Source organism: Limnoraphis robusta BA-68 BA1 (genome assembly GCF_034932365.1).
GTDB lineage: Bacteria > Cyanobacteriota > Cyanobacteriia > Cyanobacteriales > Microcoleaceae > Capilliphycus > Capilliphycus robustus.
In genome coordinates this window covers 34295-53878 of sequence record NZ_JAYGHR010000061.1, presented here as the reverse complement: position 1 = coordinate 53878, position 19584 = coordinate 34295, and the positions used below count along the sequence as shown (strand labels likewise).

The following is a 19584-nucleotide window of genomic DNA, read 5'->3' as shown; positions in this document are numbered from 1 at the left end:
TGCCGAGGGGAGGAAACGCCTCTTTAATTGCAGCTTTCACATACTATATGCTAAGATGTGACGCATGACAGAAAAAGCCTGCCGTTACCGATTCTATCCAACTCCCGAACAGGAAAGTCTGTTGAGGAGAACATTGGGGTGCGTAAGACTGGTGTACAACTTGGCACTGGCGGCGCGAACTCAAGCGTGGTACGAACAAAAGGAACGAGTGGGCTATTCTCAAACATCTTCAATGCTGACGGAGTGGAAAAAAGAGAAGGAATTAGACTTTTTGAATGAGGTCAGTTGTGTTCCACTTCAGCAAGGTTTAAGGCATCTACAAACTGCATTTACCAACTTCTTTGCGGGTCGAGCAAAATACCCAAACTTCAAAAAGAAACGTAACGGAGGCAGTGCTGAGTTTACCAAGTCAGCCTTCAAATTCAAAGAAGGTCAAGTCTATTTGGCTAAATGCTTTGAACCCTTACCTATCCGGTGGAGTCGTCAACTTCCTACTGGTTGTAGCCCGTCTACCATAACGGTTAAATTAGATCCGAGCGGAAGATGGTTTGTTTCTTTGAGGATCAACGACCCAACAGACCAGAAGCTCAGGCCCATCGATAAAAAAGTGGGAATAGATCTGGGAATTACCAGTCTGTTCACCACTTCTGACGGGGTTAAAGTTTCCAACCCCAAACACTTTAATAAACTACACAAAAAACTCCGACTTGCTCAAAAGTCTTTAAGCCGAAAAATTAAAGGCTCAAAAAACAGAGAGAAAGCCCGAGTTAAAGTTGCTAAAATTCAAGCTAAAATTGCTGATTGTAGGCGTGACCATACTCACAAGTTAACCACTCAACTCATTCGTGAAAATCAAACGATAGTGGTTGAGGACTTGGCGGTAAAGAACATGGTCAAGAATCACAAATTAGCTAGAGCAATTAGTGATGCTAACTGGGGAGAACTTGTCCGACAACTTACTTATAAAGCCTCGTGGTATGGACGAGAGTTGATCAAAATAGATCGATGGTTTCCTAGTTCAAAACGATGTTCCAACTGTGGATACATTGCAGAAAGAATGCCGTTGAATATCCGAGAATGGGATTGCCCTAAATGCAATTCTCACCACGACAGGGATATCAATGCAAGTATAAATATTTTGGCTGCGGGACTCGCAGTGTCAATCTGTGGAGCGACCATAAGAGCCGAACAGAGTAAATCTGTTAAGCCAGGTGCTAAGAAGCAGAAACCCAAATAGCGATGTTTGGGAATCCCTCGTCTCCGGCGAGGGAGGATGTCAACAAACAGGAGAATATTATTTCCTTCTGTATTCCCCACTAATAAAGCAGCTTGACTGGGTAAAGCATTCACACCGGGAAACGCTAAAGTCCCGATAATAGCCGCAGCAGAAGCAATGCGTGGCGTTTTTGTCATTGGGTTTTTCAAGTTCTTAACATTGGATTAATACAAGCAACACCCCCAAATCAGATCAATAAGGGGTTTGAGTTCGTATTGTCCCAATATAGATAGCCTAAACCCCAGAAAACCAGAGCCTTGTGTAAAATCCAATAGGGAGAGTTGTAAAAATCATGTAAATCTCTCAAAGTTCCTGGGTTGACCCTGCGACGGTCTCGCAAAAGGGCTGATAAGGCTTAAAATACCAGTGAACCCTCTTGATCAACTTTAATTGTTGTCCCTGGTCTTGATCTGATCAAGATGGCTATACCCGTGATGATCACTGTCTCTAATGTAAATTGGGCATGGGAGCCTATTGAATCGGATTCTCAGATCGACTGCTAATCTAAAATTTACTACACCCGACTCAACTTGAACCCTGAGTTTAATCCCTCAAATCCATGAGTACCTCCATTTATCCGGGCATGATCCTGCGAAATCATTATCACATTATGCGCCAATTGGGGCATGGTGGTTTTGGACGCACCTACTTAGCAGAAGATCAGTATCGGTTTAACGAACTGTGTGTGTTAAAGGAATTCGCCCCGCAAGTTCAAGGAAGTTATGGCTTGCAAAAGTCTCAAGAACTCTTTGAACGAGAAGCCCAAATTCTCTATCAACTCAAACATCCGCAAATTCCTTGTTTTCGAGAACTGTTCCGTGAGAAAATTGATGGCAAGGGTTATTTGTTTGTCGTTCAAGATTATGTCAAGGGTTCAACCTATCGAGAATTAATCACCCAATACAAAAGCCAGGGAACTCGCTTCAGTGAACTGGAAGTCACACAAGTTATGTTGCAGCTATTACCTGTGCTGCAATACATTCACTCTCATGGGGTGATTCATCGCGATATCTCTCCCGATAATGTGATTCGACGTCAAGCTGATGGATTACCGGTTTTGATTGATTTTGGAGGTGTAAAACAGATTAAAGCCAAGGTTGATTCGGAATTGGGTGTTCGTCAGCTTCCGCCCAGTCCTGCGACTCGTTTGGGAAAACTGGGTTATGCTCCCGAAGAACAAATGCAGATGGGAATTGCTTCTCCTCACAGTGATTTGTATGGCTTGGCGGCGACGGTGGTGGTTATGTTGACGGGAAAAGAACCCCAGCATCTGATTGATAGTTATCATCTCACCTGGAATTGGCGATCGCAAGCAACCGTCAATCCGAAGTTAGCCGCAATTTTGGATAAAATGTTGGCGTACAAACCCGAGGATCGCTATCAAAGCGCCTCGCAAGTCCTACAAGCGCTCAACGATACCCCAGTTGTACTCCCTCATATTCCCACACAAACCCCGCCCGAGATCGATCATTTGCCTGTGGTGTTAACCCAGCCTCCGCCCGTAGAAATGCCAATTCCTACCCCTGTTGCTGCGACTCCAAACACAGTTCTCCAAAAAACCCAATATCAATGGCTGAAACTTCCCTGGAATTTATCTTCAACTTGGAGAACGGTACTGTTAGTCTCGGTTTCTATGGTGGTTATGGGGGGAATCGGTTGGATGAGTGGTTCTTACTGGATGAATCGCCTCCCCAAATCAGAGGATAGCAAATTTACAGCGATGGGTGAACTGCAACGTCAGGAGTTTATCCAAAATCGCCGTCAAGAGTTAGGTGTCGATTATCAATATTTGATTGAACTGGTGAATGAGGAATTTTATCATCGTTATCCCACTCAAAGGGGCCGAACGTTAACGTCTGATTCTGCTGATGCTTCCTGGCGAAAACGATGGGATAAAACGGCTTATGATGTGTTAAATCGACTCGCTGTAATTAGTGATGAATCTCGCCGTAAATTAGGACAGTACACCGTCGCTGATCTTGAACAGTGGAAGAGGGATGCCGATGCGTTAAATTTAAGTAGTCGTGCCTTAGAAGATTTATCGGATGCTCGATTTTTCTATTTATTTTCTGAACAACCTCGTGGTCAAAATTTACTGGATTTGCCTATTGGTCAGGTTTGGCAAGCCTTAAGTGCGGATCAATTAAAGTTGTTACAGCAAGGGCAGAATCTAAAAGAGGTTCAGTTTGATGATAATGCCAGCAATAAACTGATACAAGGAGTCTTACAACCGGGTGAGGGAAAAGTCTATATTGCTTGGCTAAAACGGAAGCAAAATTTACGGATAAAATTAAACGTGCCACAGAAATCTACTTTTCTTTCTGTCTATACTCCGAGTCGCCGCAAAAAAGCTAAAACAATACTGGAAGATGCGAGACTTCAGAGTTGGTCAGGACAGTTAGATGATACAGGTTATTATGAAATTGTCGTAGTTTCTGATTCAAAAGATCCGATTAATTATGAGTTGATTCTCGACGTTGAATAAGGTTATCTAAAATCCTTAAATGTTGGCTATAGATGATTGATAGGGAGTTTTTACAGTGATCAGTCTTGTAGGGGTAATTCATAAATTACTCCTACCAGTTATAGCGCTACGCGCTAGGCAAAAGGCAACAGGCAAGAGGTGAAGCAGTGCGATCTTGGTGGTTTCCATCAAGGAGCAACTGCTGAACCCGAAGGGCAAAAGTGCCAGCAGAAAATATTTTCAGCATTTACCAATGTCCTAACCGTTATGCGTAGTGCTATAACAGTTATTTCCCTTTTGCATGAATGCAAGATTGTCTATTCCCTGTCTCCTGTTTCCTAACAGCATTTCTCGATTCTCAAACAGATTCAGGGTTCAGCAGTTGCTGTTGATTCTTTCTCAAGGGTGACATCTTCATAGAGGTCAGTTAAAGATACCGTTAAATTTAAACTTTGCAGAGGAAAAGTGGCTTCGCTAGGAGTATAGGTTTTAAAAATCCATCCCCCTTGTTCGTTGCGTAGGAAAATTTCAACTCGTTGATGTTTAGTGTTTACTAAAACATATTCTTCCAGACTGTCTAAAGTTTGGTAGTCGTTGAATTTGTCTCCTCTATCAAAGGCTTCGGTACTTGCAGAAAGCACTTCAATAATTAGTTTAGGAAAGCGTTTATAGGTAGCAGTTTCTTGGTCTTGGGGGTCACAAGTTACGAGAATATCGGGATAATAAAAGCAGTTGCATTGTTCGAGACGGGCTTTAATATCGGCAAAATAAACACGGCAGTTTGTTCCGCGTAGGTGGCTGCGAATGAGAGTAAACAGGTTTCCTGCAATTGTGTTATGGGTGTCGGTTGTTCCTGCCATTGCGTAGATTTCGCCATCAATATATTCGTGTTTGACAGGGCTTTGAGTTTCGAGTTCCAGGTATTGTTCTGGAGTTAGGGGATAATGGTCAGAAAGGGCTATCATCGTTTTGGTGTTCCGCGTAGGTGGTTTTGGACAATGGAAAAATTAAGGCTTGTTGGAGATCTTGTTTGTTTGAGGGATAATTCTAATATAGCGATTGTCTGTAGAATTTGAGGTGAATCGTTGACGTTGAATAGAATTGACTCTCCGTTATTAAGCCCCCATTCCTGAATATTGTCGCAGTCCTTTTCGCCATAACCAACGGTTCAATCCAAACATTACAATACCCCAACCTAACATGACTAATAATCCTCGCCCAATATCGGTTGTTGTTCCGACTAATACTGACGCGGGAAAATGGACTAAGTAAGGAAACGGTGTCCAGAGAATAATTTCTCGCAGGGTTGGCGGAAACATTTCTAGGGGGGCGATGATTCCAGACAAAAAGGAATAGGGAAGAAGCCAAATATTTTCTAAGGCGGATGCCCGTTCTATCCAGAAGGTAGTTAGGGCTAAGGTATATTGAATCACAAACCGCAAGCAAAAAGCAACTAAAAGTATTAAAATAAAGGTTAAAATTGTGGTAAAATTAGGTATCCAAAACGCTTGAGGATAAAGGCTAAAAAACAGCAATATCAATCCTATAATAAACGGAAATCGAGCAAATCGTTCGGCGATGTGAGAGATAAAATGATGCCAAACGGGATCAATCGGTTGTAATAATCGCGGTGATAATTTTCCTTGGACGACTTCTTGCTCAAATTCCCAAATCACCCAAACCACGTTAGATTGTCGAACAATAAAAGCCGCTAGAAAATAACGGGCAAATTCAACTGGTTCTAGGGCGAGTTCTTGAGATTGAGCGGCTTTTATCCAGATTCCCATGACTATAAAAGGCAATGAACCTGACAATGCCCATAAAAAAAGTTCTGCCCGATACTCTAACATATAGGCATAGTAAGTTGTAAGTAAAGTTTTGGCAGTTTTCCACATTTTTGAATGTTAATCTGTTGTTTTACTGAATTAAAATATTTTTCTGAATGGTAATAATCTCTTTATTATTTTCTAAAATCAAAAGATTCATAAATAGCTTTAAATTGCTAGGAGACAATAGGGAGGGAAATAAAAATTTTGAGGCTTTATTGATTTTTCCTCGTTGAACTGCCTTTAAACCCCCCTGAAGTTTAAGATAGGTTTTTAGTTGCTGAGAATCAGAAATCTCTGCTTCTAAATCTGGATTGACTGAGGAAGAATGACTTTTTAATTCAGAAGCTAATCCCGAGAGTTTAGACTGCTGACGAGTTGCTATTGATAACAACAGCATTTTCCAAGCTTTCGGTGATAAAATAGCAGAAGAAACCATCTTCAACGCCGGATTAATTTTCGCAGTTTTCAAGGCAACTAATCCCCAATGTAATCTTAAATAATTGCGAATCTGATCAAGTTCAGGAAGCCGATGATGATGCTTTTGATGAACCAGATGATAAATTTTCTCTTTCATTAAAATATTCATTTTTAGTCGCTTTTCTGGGGTCAGCTTTTGACTATAAGCTCCCGACCAAATCGTTCGGAAACCTAGACAACGATTAATAAAAATAGCATCACCAAACTGAGCTATTTTAATCCAAGAATCAATATCATCACAATTCAAATCTACACTGGAATCCCAACCCCCCGACTTAATAAACGCATCTCGCTGATAAGCCACTTGTACAGGAGTCCCAAAGGGAACTTGTTCCACTAACATTCCATAATGAATGTCTTCTTGAGGAATATAAAATGCTTTTCCGGGGCCAACAATTCGAGTTCGACTGAGTTCTCGTCCATTGGGGTCAATCTGTGCAGCTTGGCAAGAACAAATAACCGCTTTCGAGTGAGTTTCTGGTGTAATTGTCGTTTGATGAATGGCGATCGCTTGCCGAATTTCTTCTAAACAATTGGGTGCAAGATAATCATCATCATCAAGAGGCTTGATCCACTCTCCCGATGCCACACTTACGCCTAAATTCATGGTTTTGCAGTGACCACTATTGCTATGATTACGATGGTAAATTAAACGGCGATCGCTGTGTTGCGGCTGAGATTGACACAAACCCTTGACATATTCTTCAGTCCCATCGGAGGAACAATCATCTGCAACCACCACCTCACAGGGTATCGTTTGCTTTAAAGCTGAGTCAATCGCCCGTTTTAACAAATTCAAGCGATTGTAAGTGGTGATGACGATACTAAACCGGATTTCCACTGTAGACGCTTCTTGAGGCATCGCTGAATAAGAGTAGATGAGTAGAGGTTTCCCCAGAATCTTGCCTAGACCAACCTGAGTTAATCCCAGCTAGGAGTTTGACTCCACAGTAGCATTACTGGATCAGATTAGGCCAGATCGATTTGAACTGAGATCTTGCACCTGGATCACAAACCCGGTTTCGACTGCTTGATCACACCAATTCCACACCCTCCCCTTGAGGAAAAGGCATGGAATCTAATGCAGCGAAGACAACTTTAATCTTTAAATCTCAGCAAACGTCCCGTGTAAACCGTAGGGAATGTGATGTTTGAGATGCAGTTTAGCAACGGGCTGATTAATATCTTTTGCATCTAAAATCACTATATCAGATCTATGATAACACGCATCATAGACTAATGTCAACAGCCAGCCATCATCTTCATTCACACCGTTGGGATGAGGAACAAACACAGGTTCACCGGAAAAGCCGTGAGGGGCTGCACTCCAGAGTTGACGTTCACCTGTCTGTAAGTCTAGCTTGAGAACCGCTTGTAGGGGTGCATTTCCTTCCGCGTCATGGGCGGCGCCGATATAAACATAACGATAAGCACGCCCCACCCATTCGGGATGTAAGCTGGGAAATTCACAACAACGACTGTCGATTTGTTGACGTTCGACTTTACCTGTTTTTAGATTAATATCAAAATGCCACAATTGCCCCGGCGCGAGGGTGGTAAAATCAGTCTCTTGGAAATCAGCTTGCGGATCTACACCCGGAAGCGATTGATAACAAATAGAATCAACACAAATTTCATCCTCTTTTTCATAGGCATTGGCGTGATGGAAAACAAACCCAGACTGAGTTTCAAAACACCTAATTCCGGGTTGTTGTTTTTGATTTCGAGGAATCACTAAAATCCTTGTCGGTTGTTTCGGTTGAAATTCAACACATTCTCCCGCCCCACAAAACCCAAACAGAAAAGGTAGAGGATTAAAACGAACGGGATTTTGAAATAAAATACAGTAATTTGGAGTAATGGCGAAATCGTGAATAAAGGCAAATCCCGGTACTGAATGGGCGTGTTTGCGTAAAAGTTTGCCTTGGGGATTGAGTTCGTAGATTGTAATTGTAGTGGATAATCCGGGTTTAATCGAGAAGTTAACTAAACAAGGTTCACCGCCATCAAACTCACAATGAGGATCAATACAAGGATGAGCGGAAAACGCATCACCCGGTTGTAAAATGCCATTGAGGTTATCAAGTCCAATGGTTTCTAAAGTTTGGGGATGGAGTTCATAAGGTTCGGCAGCTTCCCACAAGGCTAACAATTTACCGCCCCAATAAATCACTTGAGTATTGGCAATATTTTTTAACCGAAAATCAAAGGCATTCGCCAACAAACCGCCCGGTTTCTGAGTTCCAAATACACCCCGATAGAGGGGTTTTCCTGCTTTTTGTTCTTCAACATAGGCCTGAGTCCGCACATAACGGTTACGATAATGGGCGCGACCCTGAGAAAATGTAATGGCTGAAATCATGCCATCTCCGTCAAACGGATGACGCAGGGGATAACCGTTAATATCTAATAAACCGGGGCCATTTCGATACAGGGTTCCTGCTAATTCAGGCGGAATTTCTCCTTCAATATCTTCTATGGGATAGTCGTATTCATTGGGTTGAGATTGATAGCCTTTTTGCCAGTCTTTGGTGTTGTAAGATAATCCTTTTTTAACAACAGGTTTTGGCGTTTCTAGGTTGGTCATTGTTCCTTGGGCGACTGTGAGAGGTTGAATAGAGGTTCAGACAAAAATTGACTCAGACGTTCTTGGATTTTACCCTAATCTCGAATTCCAATTCCTTCATATTCGGGGACATAATCGGGAACATGGTGATGTCCTATTTTTGCAGAAATGGGCGTTTGGGGATGAGAATCTTCTCCCTCATTTTGGGCGTTAACATGGGGCAACCAGTTAATAAAAGGCAGGGGAAGAAGTGTAGAAAGATTTGTCAGAATTACCAGTAACCAAAGGTTGTCAAATTGATTTTCGGTGACTCCAAACAGATGCGTTAATAATGCGCCAGATTCATAGGAGAGGAGTCCGGCTAAATTGGAAACCGACATTAATAAGGCAAATAATGTTGCTTCCACTCCTGGCGGACACAAACGCGCTGCTAACACTAAAACAGGCATATAGGCGATTTGTCCGATGACGGTTAAAATCAGACTATCGCCCAAACTAAACCAATAATCATCTATTCCTAAAGCACGGTTCGCATGAGTCACTAGCAACAGGGTTGTCATCCCGAGAAGTGATGATAAAATGGTAGACCAAGCGAATATTTTCCGAAAGGGAACGGTTTTAAAAAAGCGTTGAAACAGGAAAACGCCTAACAAAGAAGCAATACTGGTGACGAGGCGAACTCGCCCTAAAAATTCGGGTTGAAATCCCAGTTCGTTTGTGGTGAAATAAAAGAAGGCAGAATCCGCCGTTGGAGTGGCTTGCCAGATGAATACAAACGCCATCGGAAGCCAAATTGTTTTTTGGGTTACGGCTTGACGGAGTTGACTCAATTGTTGTTTAACAGTCTCTAAATTAGAGCGATCGCCATTCACTTTTTCTTCTGTAATTAACCAAGCCACACCGCAAACAATTAAAGGGAAACTTGCGGTAATCAGAAATATTGTTTGTACGCTAAAAATTTCTAAGAGAAAACCACTTAAATAGGCGGTAATTAATCCCCCTAAAGCCGAAGTTCCCCAACACAAAGATTGTAGCGAACCCACATCACTCAGAGATTCTTGACGCGCCCTTTCAACAACTAATGAGTCTACAATCACATCACTGATGGCGACAGAGAGGGAACTGAGGGTAATGACTAAAGTGGCTGCGAGGGGACTATTAACTACGGTTGCTAGAGCAATCCAGGCGATCGCACCGAGAAAACCTGATAAGATTAGATAGGGTCGGCGACGATAGCCCAAAATCGGTAAACCGTCGGAGATGAAGCCAAATACAGGTTTGATCACCCAAGGTAAAGCAATGATTCCCAACATCGCTGAGACTTCCGCAGGTGTCATTCCTAAATCATCTTTGAGAAAGAAGCTAACGGCGAGTCGTGCGAGTCCCAGAATGCCTTGAACGAAGTATACGAGTAAGATTGCCATCAGTTGCGGGGTTGGCTTGTTACCGAAAAATATATTTTTCTTGATATTGGCTTTGATTTCGGCTAGCCCCGTCGAAGATATAAGCATTTGGTAAACAAAAGTTAAGAAATATAAATACTTATAACACAGGTTTTGCCAGGACTGGTATCTGCCTATCGGGTTAATCTCCTCTCTCCGATGGCTGATAGTAGAGTATTTTAGCGGTTTTGCCAAAAATCGGGAGCAAAATCAAGGCGTTTGCAGTCTATCGATTCGGGATTCTACAAGTAAATGGAGTAATCCGAAACTGCTGATCGCTTTGGGTTGGCAGTTTTCCTAAGAATTTCCCCGTATTTTAGGGATATTGGGGATTGAGGGCGCAAGTTTGTGGAAAACGTTAAATAGATAGTTATTAAAAGGGCAAATTCAAGTCAATCGTTTGATAATGGGAATATTTTTGAGGGTTTTCTGGATCTTCAGACCAAGATAATGGATTTTCAACGATATATTTTCGGATATTATACAACGATAATTCATCTCGAATAATATGTTCATAATAGTTACGCTGCCAAATAGAAACGCCTGAAACTTGACGAATTTCATTAATTCGTTTTGTCACGACTGCTTTAAAACCCGAAATTAATGTAGACAAAGAACGGGGTTTTCTTGCGCCCGGATTGTTTTCAAACTGTTCGCCGAAACCGTTCTTAATTTCTGTTTTAATAATCACAATCGCGTGAAAATGATTCGGCATAACAATCCATTCATCCAATTCAATTTCTTCTCGGATTTCGGCAGATTTTAACCATTCTTTAGCCACAATAGAACCAATAGAATTCAGGTACATTTTCCCATTTTTTATTTCGCCGAACCAACATTGGCGATCGCGACTACATAAGGTGATAAAATAAAATCCCGTTTGAGAATAATCATACCCTTTAAGACGAATGGAACGGCGATGATGTTGGGAATGATATTGATTCATATTTGTTTAGTTTAATGGAATAGTTCTCCCCTATTTTTCCCTTCGTAGGGGCGCTCTTGTTTGCGCCCATACAGCCCCCAACCTAACATTTTTCCGAGAGATTAGGAATGATGAAATAGTTTTCCCCTATTTTTCCCTTCGTAGGGGCAGGGAGGGCGCAAGAGGGCGCAAGCAAGAGGGCGCAAGCCTTGCGCCCCTACAATAATTGAATTATTGGATATCGTAGCCGAATTTATTCGGGTCAACTTCGGTTAAATTCAAATCATTTAACCCGTATTCTACCCAACGTTGAGAAACCATCGCCGCCACATCAACATCAGACTCCAATGCTTCGCCCCATTCGTGATCGGTTTCGGGAGGAATTTTTGTGGTTGCATCTATTCCCATTCGTCCCCCTAAACCAATTTTTTCGCTAGCAAAATCTAACGTATCAAAAGGCGTATTGGGGAGAATAAATACATCTCGTGATGGATCAACTTTAGACGAAATTGCCCACACCACTTGACGCGGATCGCGAATATTAATGCTTTTATCGACAACAATCACAAATTTGGTATAAGTAAACTGAGGTAATGCACTCCAAAAGGCTAACGCCGCCCGTCTGGCTTGACCCGGATAAGCCTTATCAATCGAAATAATTGCCGCTTTATAACTTAACGCTTCCATCGGTAAGAAAAAGTCAACAATTTCCGATACTTGTTGTCGTAAAATCGGGGTATAAATGCGGTTTAAGGCGATCGCCATCATCGCTTCTTCTTTGGGCGGACGACCGCTAAACGTGGTTAAATAAATTGGGTCTTGGCGATGGGTCATGCAGTGAAATCGAATTAACGGGGAATCTTCAACACCGCCGTAATATCCCATATGATCTCCAAAGGGTCCATCGGGTAACATTTCACCGGGAGTAATGGTTCCTTCGAGTACAAATTCTGAGTCGGCGGGAACTTCTAAATCAACGGTTTTACACTTAGCCAATTGCACGCCAGAACCCCCATATAATCCCGCAAATAACCATTCGGATAAATCAACAGGAATGGGTGTAGCCGCCGCCATGATAATTAACGGATCAACGCCTAATGCGATCGCAATTTCTAATTTTTTGCCGTTTTCTGCGGCTTTTCTCAGGTGTCTCGCCCCGCCGCGAACCGATAACCAATGAACGGTCATGGTTGTTTTAGACTGCAATTGTAAGCGATAAACCCCAACATTTGGAGTTCCGGTTTCGCAGTCTTTTGTTATCACTAATCCCAAGGTAATAATCTTACCCGCATCTTTGGGATAGGGGCGAATCATGGGAATTTTGTTTAAATCTAAGTCTTCCCCTTCGAGGATAACTTGTTGACAAGGGGGAAAGAAATTGCGTCCGGGTTTGGCTTTAACGACATCAAATAAAACCTTACCAAAATCAACGGCTTGAGATAATTTTTTAGGGGGTTTGGGTTGTTGTAGCATTCCCAATTTTTTACCCAATTCTTCTAATTCTTGGGGGTTTGACTTGTTCATCGCCAAACACACTCGTTGTTCAGTTCCTAACAGGTTGATAGCGACCGGATGAGGCGATCCTTTGACGTTCTCAAACAGTAAACCCGGGCCACCCGATTGTAACATTCGGTTAGAAATTTCTGCAATTTCTAAGTCAGGGTCAACTAAAGCGTTAATGCGTCGTAATTGTCCCCGTTCTTCTAACAGTTTTAGGAATCCCCGTAAATCTCTCGCCATGATTTGATCTTAAAGATGAAGTCTCTTTAATCTATTATGAAGGGTTTTGCGCTAAAATCCTGCGATGCTTTTATCTTTTTCAAAATCAATCCCAAGATTCTCAAAAATAAAAACAGTTAACCAGATCATAACACAATTTACTCATTTTGATCTTGTATAATGATAGAAAGTTTTGGGGAGAGATTGCTAAATGTCTAATCAAACGCCATCCCTCAAACGTGAAATAGGGGTTTTTGGTGCAACCTTAATGGGGTTAGGTTCGATTATTGGCACTGGGGTATTTGTCAGTATTGGAATTGCAACGGGAATTGCCGGGCCATCTGTCATTTTAGCGGTGGCAATTGGGGCAATTGTGGCGTTATGTAATGGGTTAAGTAGCGCCCAACTGGCGGCTAATCATGCGGTGAGTGGCGGAACCTATGAATATGGTTACAAATATCTCAATCCGACTTTAGGCTTTATCGCAGGTTGGCTGTTTTTGTTGGCAAAAAGTGCATCTGCGGCAACAGCAGCGTTAGGATTTGCGGGTTATTTCCTGAATACTTTGGGTTTAAATTCGGGTTTATTAGTGCCGACGGCTTTCATTGCAGTGATCATGATAACGGTGATTGTTTTAAATGGGATTCGTCGTTCTAATGTCGCAAATTTAGGGATTGTTTCTCTAACGTTATTTTCCTTGATTTTATTTATTCTCACGGGTTTACCGATCGCCTTATCTCCGACGGGCGTTAACAATTTAACGCCTTTTTTTACGGATGAAAAGCCCATCGCCGCTTTACTCCAAGCCACCGCATTAATGTTTGTTGCTTATACGGGCTATGGACGTATCGCCACCTTAGGCGAAGAAGTACGAGAACCCCGCGAAACCATTCCGAAAGCGATGGTTGTCACGATGATTGTCACGATGTTATTGTATTTGGCGGTGGCAGTGGTGGGAGTGGCAGCCGTTGGCGTTGAGGGGTTGAGTGATGCGACGCAGAAGGCAGCCCCGTTGGAAGTAGCGGCGAGTCAGTTTGGTATACCGGGAATTCGTCAAATTGTCGCAGTCGGGGCGATAACGGCGATGTTGGGCGTGTTGCTGAATCTGATTTTGGGGTTATCGCGGGTGTTATTGGCGATGGGGCGACGGCGAGATATGCCCCCTCAAGTAGCCCGACTCAACGCTTCTGGGACGACTCCAGTCATTGCGGTGATTGTCGTGGCGGTGATTATTGGATTGTTGGTGTTGATTGGCAATGTCAAAACCACTTGGTCGTTTAGTGCGTTTAATGTGTTAATTTACTATGCGATCACCAATTTAGCGGCACTGCAAATTCCGCCCGAAGAACGACTTTATCCAAAGCCGATAGCGGTTATCGGGTTAGTCTCCTGTTTTTTTCTGGCGTTTTGGGTGGAGTGGCAAATTTGGTTAGTCGGGCTGGAATTAATTGCAGGGGGCTTGCTGTGGCGAATCCTGTTGGATATCTTTCAGCCTGAAAGCAGGTGAGTTTTCTAATGCGATCGCATTCCCTGCGTCCAACGTGCTACTCTTAAATATAGCATCAGATATCTTGATCGTGCGTGCAGGATCATGCCCCATCCAAATAGCCAACTTGGGACGAATGATTCTACTGTAGTTGATACGGTTTGCCATTTTCTTTACCGAACTCTGGTTTCCCTCCAGAAGCAGCATCCCCAATGGCTGAATCCTCGCTACCAAACTGTTCCCTGGCATCAACCCCACTACCAATCTATCTTTCTCAAGAAGATTTCACAAGGGTTGAGTCAGGTAAAGCCGCCTGAGAAATTATTGGCGAAAGTTCAAGACTATCTCAAGCTTTTGCTGAGTGAGGAATTTATTCTATCGACTCAGTATGAGGTTGTGATCGCCCAACTTGAACAACTGATTTATCCGAACCCGAAGCTTACTCCTTATCCGCATCCGAGTGAAATTAACCCTCAACCTCTGTATTTTAATGGACGCAGCTTTTCCAACAGTGGAATTAGTATTCTGTTGTTGGATGTGGAAAACCTACAACTTGATATCGAAACCGAGAAGTTTTTAGAAACCATTTGCACCTGTCCCCTACAAATTAAAGTGGCTTTTGCGAATTGGCGGAGTATGGGGAAAAAAGATATTGAATTTCACCAACGGGGCTATCAACTGATTCATGTTCCGCCGGGAAAAGACAGTGCTGATTTAAAAATGGCAACGGTCGGTTCTTCTATTTTTGTCTATTATCCCACAGCTCAGGAAGTTTTAGTTTGTTCGTCTGATCGCGCCTTAACTCATCTGTGCAATACGCTACAAGGTCATGGGTTAACGGTATATCAAGTTAAGAAGAAAAAAGATAAAATACTCGTGTTCAATAACCGCACAGGTGAAACACAACAATTTGCTTTAATCTCCGCTCCTGAAATTCCGCCATTAGATCAATTTATTATCCAGTTACAAGAATTAATCCGAGCTGAACAAAAGCGGATTCAGAGTCAATGGATTAAACTGTCACGACTTTCGGCTTTATATAAAGATACCTATCAAATCACAATTAGTCAAGTGGTTTCTGCCCATTATGCCGAATATAAAGCCAGAGACATCTTTATTAAGAATCCTCAAACCTTTGTACTGCATCAACCCTCTGACAAGTCCCAAACCTATGTCACCTTATTTGAAATCAGTTCAATCCCAGAAAAGTTAATCTCCCCTGTCGAAAATTCTACCAATGATTTAGGGCGGATTCAATCGGTTCAGCAGCTAGAAAAAGCCCTCGTTGAGATTGTCAAAGAACTCACCGCACAAACTTCTAGTCCTTGTATTTCGCTGTCAATACTAGGCAGTTACTTCAATAAAAAATACGGTCAAGCGATTACCCAAGTGATTAAACAGTTCCAGCCGGGAGGCAAATTTCCCAAGTTTATAGAATTGTGTAATTCCTTTAGTTTAGAACAAACAGAACGAGGTTTAACTGTTTGTTTATTAACGGAAAATCTCCCTTCATCTTCCGAAGAAGAATAAAGGGAGAAGGAGAAAGGCACTTAAAATCTGTTTATTTAATCGATATATAAAAACTCTTGCTTGAGAATTTCTCGCCAGGTCTTCGGCCCAACAATCCCATCCGCAACTAATCCAAACTTACTTTGAAATTGCTTAACTGCGGCTACCGTTTTCGCCCCAAAAACACCATCAATCACTAAATTCGCTTCAATATTATTCAGGCGAGTTTGTAAGTCTCTTACGCTATCTCCCGTATTTCCAGCCTTTAAAATCGGGAAAGAACGATCTGGATTATCTAAAGGGGCAGTTGTCATTTGTAATAAAATACTCCAAGTTTTTGGCCCAACAATCCCATCAATTGTTAAATTATTTTCCTTTTGAAACTGCTTGACTGCTGCTTCAGTACCAGAACCAAAAATACCATCTATTTTGAGACTGGAACCTACAATATTCAGGCGACTTTGTAGATAGGTGACATCATCTCCAGTTTTACCTAATTGTAACTTCGGTAAAGCATGAGCGGCTTCAGAATGAATACTGAGTGATTGCATGATTAATACTCTCTAAGGTTGGTGGACTGGAATAAATCTAATCTAATCTGCTTTTTAGGGAATGGGGAGTCACTCGTTTAAGCAACTCCTGCAAATATTCTCCACAAATTAGCAGCCAGAATACACTAAAGCATTCATGGTTTGCGGGCCAACAATCCCATCAACTGCTAATCCCATTTCTGATTGAAATTTCTTAACAGCCGCTTCTGTAGCAGCCCCAAAGATACCATCTACTTTTAATTTTGCCCCAAAAATATTAAGCTGTGCTTGGATATTTTTAACGGCTTGTCCTTGGCTGCCCCGACGTAGAATAGTTGTTGTTACTTGCATGATTGATTCTCCGATGAACTTGTTTCTATAGTTCTAATATAATTGACTAAAAACCGATTGTGTAGTCACTCATTTGAGTTAATTTATTTTTAATGCTGCAAATATAAGCTTCTGTGAATACAAGCAAGCGAGGACGCTTGCACTACTTCTGTACTCCTGAAATAAAGGTTATCTCAAGTCATAAAAAATCGGTACAAACCAGAAACTGGGTTTCTACCCACATTTGAGTTAATTGTTTTCCGTTGTTGTGATGATAATCTAATCTAAAACAAAAATTCCCCTTCATCTCTAAATCAGAGATAAAAGGGAGAGAAAGGGCTATTTGAGAGGGAAAATGGTTAATTCATTTAGAAAATGCAGCTATTAGAAAAATTCATGGAACAAAGCATTCCAAGTTAAAGGGCCAACAATCCCATCAGCAGCCAGCCCAAAACGGCGTTGAAATTGCTTAACAGCCGCTTCAGTGGTTGAGGCAAAAATACCATCAACAACTATATTAATCTCAAAATTATTCAAACGATTTTGTAACCGAATCACATCATTTCCGACCCGTCCAAAACTGAGAATCGGTAAAGATTGTAGAACCTCAAAAGGAACGCTAGTGGCTTTCAATAAACTATTCCAAGTTTGCGGCCCAACAATCCCATCAACCCATAATCCACTCTCTTTTTGAAATTGTTTCACTGCGGCTTCTGTGGCAACCCCAAAAATACCATCAATCACTAACTTCGGGGTAAAAATCTTCAAACGTTCTTGTAAATTTTTAACGATTTTCCCTTGACTACCCCGACGCAAAATCGGCAGAGATTGAATCGTTTTAGGGAAAAAATCTGTGGTTTGCATCTTAAAAACTTCCTGTGGATTTGTTTTCATACTTCTAATGTAATCACCGGCTTATACATTGGACAGTCACTTCTTTGTGCGAATGTCTGGCAAAATTATCAATATTGTCGTTAATTTGAGGGACAGATTGAGTCTATTTTTAAGGAATTTTGAATAAATCTACCCTTTGTCTTTCCCAGACTCAGGCGGTTGTGACTATACTAAGAAGGGAGTTTTAAGAAATGTAACGAGATGCGAGACAAAGTTGCGGTGATTATTGGGGCCACAGGTGGAATTGGTTCAGCCCTTGCCCAGAAGTTAGCCCCATTGGGCGTTAAACTGGTGTTAGTGGCTAGAGACAGCCAAAAATTGCAGAATTTAGCCGAAGAATTAGCGACACCCGAAGTTTTGGCGGTTTCTACTGATATTACAGACCCGCAGCAAGTTGAGGGACTGATGCAGAAAGCCGAAAGTCACTTCGGACAGATTGATATCTTGGTGAATGCAGCCGGCGCCGGAATTCTCAAACAGTGGAATAAAATCGAACCTGCTGACCTGGATGCGATGTTGGACTTGAACCTCAAGGGCAGTTTTTACACGACTCAAGCCGCAGCAAACGTGATGAAACAGCAAAAATCCGGTCATATTTGTAATGTGATAGGAATTTTGGGCAAACACTCAATGGCGATGGGAAGTGCCTATTGTGCTTCTAAATTTGGGGTGGTTGGTTTTAGTAAATGTATGGCGGATGAAATGCGGCGATATGGGATTAAATTTACACTATTCTATCTTGGGGGAGTTGACACGCCCTTCTGGGATAGTGTTAGCTTAAAAGTTGATCGCGCAAAAATGCTCAGACCTGAAACGGCAGCCGATGCCATTTTATTTGCACTTTCAGCCGAACCTCAAGCGGTTCCAATGGAGATTAATATTCAGCCGGATAGTCATTTATTCTTCTAATCTGAGGGAATAGAAAATGAGGAACGGCCCATTGATTCCGAACACAAAATAGGGCGGATTATGATGCACTTTGATCATGTTCATTTTTATGTGACCAATGCCAAAGCATCACGGGATTGGTTTATTGACAAGTTGGGTTTTCAAAGTCTGGGATGCGTGACAAACCCTGATACTCATACGGAGATATTACAACAGGGAACGGTTGATTTTCTCTTGTCTTCTCCGGTGACTGCGGCGAGTCCGGTGGCTGAATATTTGCATCAGCATCCCCCTGGTGTTGTGGATGTGGCGTTTCTGGTTGAGGATGTCGAAGCTGCGGCAGAACAGATGATCGCTGAGGGTGTTAAAATTATTCAACCGATGCAACAATATTCTGTTGAGAATTATCTCCTCAAATGGTTTGTGATTGTTGGCTGGGGTGGATTGCATCATACCTTAGTCGAACGACAAAATCATCCTCATTTTAAATGGCTACCGCATATTCCTTTTGCAATTCCTCATTCTTCTATTCCTTCCTCTATTATTGGAATTGATCATGTCGTTTTAAATGTTGAGGCGGGAGATTTACAAGCGGCGGTTAACTGGTATCAACGGGTGCTAAAGTTTCTCCCTCAACAGACTTTTGATATTCAAACAAAGCGTTCCGGCTTGCAGAGTCAAGTGTTGGTCAACCAACAGAATAATGTCAAGTTTCCCATTAATGAACCCACTTCTAACAATTCACAAATTCAGGAATTTTTAGATTTAAATCGAGGTTCAGGTATTCAACATATTGCCCTAAAAACGAACAATATTATAGAAACAGTAGGTGAGTTGAGACAGAAAGGATTAGCGTTTATTTCTGTTTCCCCTCACTATTATAATCAGTTACAGGAAAAATTGCAAGATCATTTATCCCGCGAAGATTGGCAGAAAATCCAAGAGTATAAAATTTTGATTGATCTGCCGAGTCCTGAATCAATGTTATGGCAAATTTTCACCCAGCCTATTTTTGATGAACCGACATTCTTTTTTGAATTTATTGAACGTAAAATTACTTTAGTTAATAAAAATCCAGTCGAAGCTGAAGGGTTTGGAGAAGGTAATTTTCAAGCCTTATTTGAAGCGATAGAACAAGAACAAATTAACCGAAAAAAATAGCCTAATAAAGTCCATCTATATAATATTTCTCCGTCTCTCAAAAATCTTCGTGTCTTCCTGTCTTTGTGTTTAATTTCCCCGCCAATCA

General features: G+C 41.8%; 16 protein-coding genes. 6 read left to right on the top strand and 10 right to left on the bottom strand.

The window, feature by feature from the left end:
- Nucleotides 1–64: 64 nt before the first annotated feature.
- Both VB836_RS13630 and VB836_RS13625 read left to right on the top strand, forming a co-directional pair.
- Nucleotides 65–1237, top strand: coding sequence for an RNA-guided endonuclease InsQ/TnpB family protein (locus VB836_RS13630; RefSeq protein ID WP_323219816.1), 1173 nt, complete (start codon nt 65–67; stop codon nt 1235–1237).
- Between the two features lie 598 nt (nt 1238–1835).
- Nucleotides 1836–3761 (top strand): serine/threonine-protein kinase, encoded by a 1926-nt coding sequence (locus VB836_RS13625; RefSeq protein ID WP_323219815.1) that lies wholly within the window; start codon nt 1836–1838, stop codon nt 3759–3761.
- A gap of 347 nt (nt 3762–4108) precedes the next feature.
- On the opposite strand, the gene VB836_RS13620 is transcribed toward VB836_RS13625, so the two are convergent.
- The 7 genes from VB836_RS13620 to VB836_RS13590 form a co-directional block, all read right to left on the bottom strand.
- Nucleotides 4109–4705: a Uma2 family endonuclease gene (locus VB836_RS13620; protein ID WP_323219813.1), complete on the bottom strand. Its 597-nt coding sequence runs from the start codon at nt 4703–4705 to the stop codon at nt 4109–4111.
- A 150-nt stretch (nt 4706–4855) separates the two neighbouring features.
- Nucleotides 4856–5635 (bottom strand): ABC transporter permease, encoded by a 780-nt coding sequence (locus VB836_RS13615; RefSeq protein WP_323219811.1) that lies wholly within the window; start codon nt 5633–5635, stop codon nt 4856–4858.
- A gap of 22 nt (nt 5636–5657) precedes the next feature.
- Nucleotides 5658–6908 carry a glycosyltransferase family 2 protein gene (locus VB836_RS13610; protein WP_323219809.1) on the bottom strand — a complete coding sequence of 417 codons (1251 nt, stop codon included), beginning with the start codon at nt 6906–6908 and terminating at the stop codon, nt 5658–5660.
- Nucleotides 6909–7151: 243 nt separating this feature from the next.
- Nucleotides 7152–8633 carry a carotenoid oxygenase family protein gene (locus VB836_RS13605; protein WP_323219808.1) on the bottom strand — a complete coding sequence of 494 codons (1482 nt, stop codon included), beginning with the start codon at nt 8631–8633 and terminating at the stop codon, nt 7152–7154.
- Between the two features lie 74 nt (nt 8634–8707).
- Nucleotides 8708–10123: a folate/biopterin family MFS transporter gene (locus tag VB836_RS13600; RefSeq protein ID WP_323219807.1), complete on the bottom strand. Its 1416-nt coding sequence runs from the start codon at nt 10121–10123 to the stop codon at nt 8708–8710.
- A gap of 304 nt (nt 10124–10427) precedes the next feature.
- Entirely contained in the window at nt 10428–11000 is a 573-nt protein-coding gene (locus VB836_RS13595) for a transposase (RefSeq protein ID WP_323219806.1), read from the bottom strand.
- A gap of 210 nt (nt 11001–11210) precedes the next feature.
- Nucleotides 11211–12719 carry a UbiD family decarboxylase gene (locus tag VB836_RS13590; RefSeq protein ID WP_323219805.1) on the bottom strand — a complete coding sequence of 503 codons (1509 nt, stop codon included), beginning with the start codon at nt 12717–12719 and terminating at the stop codon, nt 11211–11213.
- A gap of 190 nt (nt 12720–12909) precedes the next feature.
- Here VB836_RS13590 and VB836_RS13585 point away from each other — a divergent pair, with 190 nt between their 5' ends.
- Both VB836_RS13585 and VB836_RS13580 read left to right on the top strand, forming a co-directional pair.
- Nucleotides 12910–14205: an APC family permease gene (locus tag VB836_RS13585; RefSeq protein WP_323219803.1), complete on the top strand. Its 1296-nt coding sequence runs from the start codon at nt 12910–12912 to the stop codon at nt 14203–14205.
- 84 nt (nt 14206–14289) lie between these two features.
- On the top strand, nt 14290–15714 hold the full coding sequence (locus tag VB836_RS13580; protein ID WP_323219802.1) for an NYN domain-containing protein: 1425 nt from the start codon (nt 14290–14292) through the stop codon (nt 15712–15714).
- Between the two features lie 35 nt (nt 15715–15749).
- On the opposite strand, the gene VB836_RS13575 is transcribed toward VB836_RS13580, so the two are convergent.
- The 3 genes from VB836_RS13575 to VB836_RS13565 form a co-directional block, all read right to left on the bottom strand.
- Nucleotides 15750–16244 carry a peptidoglycan-binding domain-containing protein gene (locus tag VB836_RS13575; RefSeq protein WP_323219801.1) on the bottom strand — a complete coding sequence of 165 codons (495 nt, stop codon included), beginning with the start codon at nt 16242–16244 and terminating at the stop codon, nt 15750–15752.
- Nucleotides 16245–16352: 108 nt separating this feature from the next.
- Entirely contained in the window at nt 16353–16574 is a 222-nt protein-coding gene (locus VB836_RS13570) for a peptidoglycan-binding domain-containing protein (protein WP_323219799.1), read from the bottom strand.
- A gap of 363 nt (nt 16575–16937) precedes the next feature.
- Nucleotides 16938–17417, bottom strand: a complete 480-nt coding sequence (locus VB836_RS13565) for a peptidoglycan-binding domain-containing protein (protein WP_323219798.1) — start codon at nt 17415–17417, stop codon at nt 16938–16940.
- 231 nt (nt 17418–17648) lie between these two features.
- On the opposite strand from VB836_RS13565, the gene VB836_RS13560 reads away from it, so the two are divergent.
- Both VB836_RS13560 and hppD read left to right on the top strand, forming a co-directional pair.
- Entirely contained in the window at nt 17649–18356 is a 708-nt protein-coding gene (locus VB836_RS13560) for an SDR family oxidoreductase (protein ID WP_323219797.1), read from the top strand.
- A 60-nt stretch (nt 18357–18416) separates the two neighbouring features.
- A complete protein-coding gene (gene hppD, locus VB836_RS13555) occupies nt 18417–19496 on the top strand; it encodes a 4-hydroxyphenylpyruvate dioxygenase (RefSeq protein WP_323219796.1) in 1080 nt (359 codons plus the stop codon).
- Nucleotides 19497–19584: the final 88 nt, after the last annotated feature.

Excerpts from the sequence above, each read along its gene's own strand:
- VB836_RS13630 (WP_323219816.1), top strand. The coding sequence starts at position 65 with ATGACAGAAAAAGCCTGCCGTTACCGATTCTATCCAACTCCCGAACAG.
- VB836_RS13625 (WP_323219815.1), top strand. The coding sequence starts at position 1,836 with ATGAGTACCTCCATTTATCCGGGCATGATCCTGCGAAATCATTATCAC.
- VB836_RS13620 (WP_323219813.1), bottom strand. The coding sequence starts at position 4,705 with ATGATAGCCCTTTCTGACCATTATCCCCTAACTCCAGAACAATACCTG.
- VB836_RS13615 (WP_323219811.1), bottom strand. The coding sequence starts at position 5,635 with ATGTGGAAAACTGCCAAAACTTTACTTACAACTTACTATGCCTATATG.
- VB836_RS13610 (WP_323219809.1), bottom strand. The coding sequence starts at position 6,908 with ATGCCTCAAGAAGCGTCTACAGTGGAAATCCGGTTTAGTATCGTCATC.
- VB836_RS13605 (WP_323219808.1), bottom strand. The coding sequence starts at position 8,633 with ATGACCAACCTAGAAACGCCAAAACCTGTTGTTAAAAAAGGATTATCT.
- VB836_RS13600 (WP_323219807.1), bottom strand. The coding sequence starts at position 10,123 with ATGCTTATATCTTCGACGGGGCTAGCCGAAATCAAAGCCAATATCAAG.
- VB836_RS13595 (WP_323219806.1), bottom strand. The coding sequence starts at position 11,000 with ATGAATCAATATCATTCCCAACATCATCGCCGTTCCATTCGTCTTAAA.
- VB836_RS13590 (WP_323219805.1), bottom strand. The coding sequence starts at position 12,719 with ATGGCGAGAGATTTACGGGGATTCCTAAAACTGTTAGAAGAACGGGGA.
- VB836_RS13585 (WP_323219803.1), top strand. The coding sequence starts at position 12,910 with ATGTCTAATCAAACGCCATCCCTCAAACGTGAAATAGGGGTTTTTGGT.
- VB836_RS13580 (WP_323219802.1), top strand. The coding sequence starts at position 14,290 with ATGCCCCATCCAAATAGCCAACTTGGGACGAATGATTCTACTGTAGTT.
- VB836_RS13575 (WP_323219801.1), bottom strand. The coding sequence starts at position 16,244 with ATGCAATCACTCAGTATTCATTCTGAAGCCGCTCATGCTTTACCGAAG.
- VB836_RS13570 (WP_323219799.1), bottom strand. The coding sequence starts at position 16,574 with ATGCAAGTAACAACAACTATTCTACGTCGGGGCAGCCAAGGACAAGCC.
- VB836_RS13565 (WP_323219798.1), bottom strand. The coding sequence starts at position 17,417 with ATGCAAACCACAGATTTTTTCCCTAAAACGATTCAATCTCTGCCGATT.
- VB836_RS13560 (WP_323219797.1), top strand. The coding sequence starts at position 17,649 with ATGCGAGACAAAGTTGCGGTGATTATTGGGGCCACAGGTGGAATTGGT.
- hppD (WP_323219796.1), top strand. The coding sequence starts at position 18,417 with ATGATGCACTTTGATCATGTTCATTTTTATGTGACCAATGCCAAAGCA.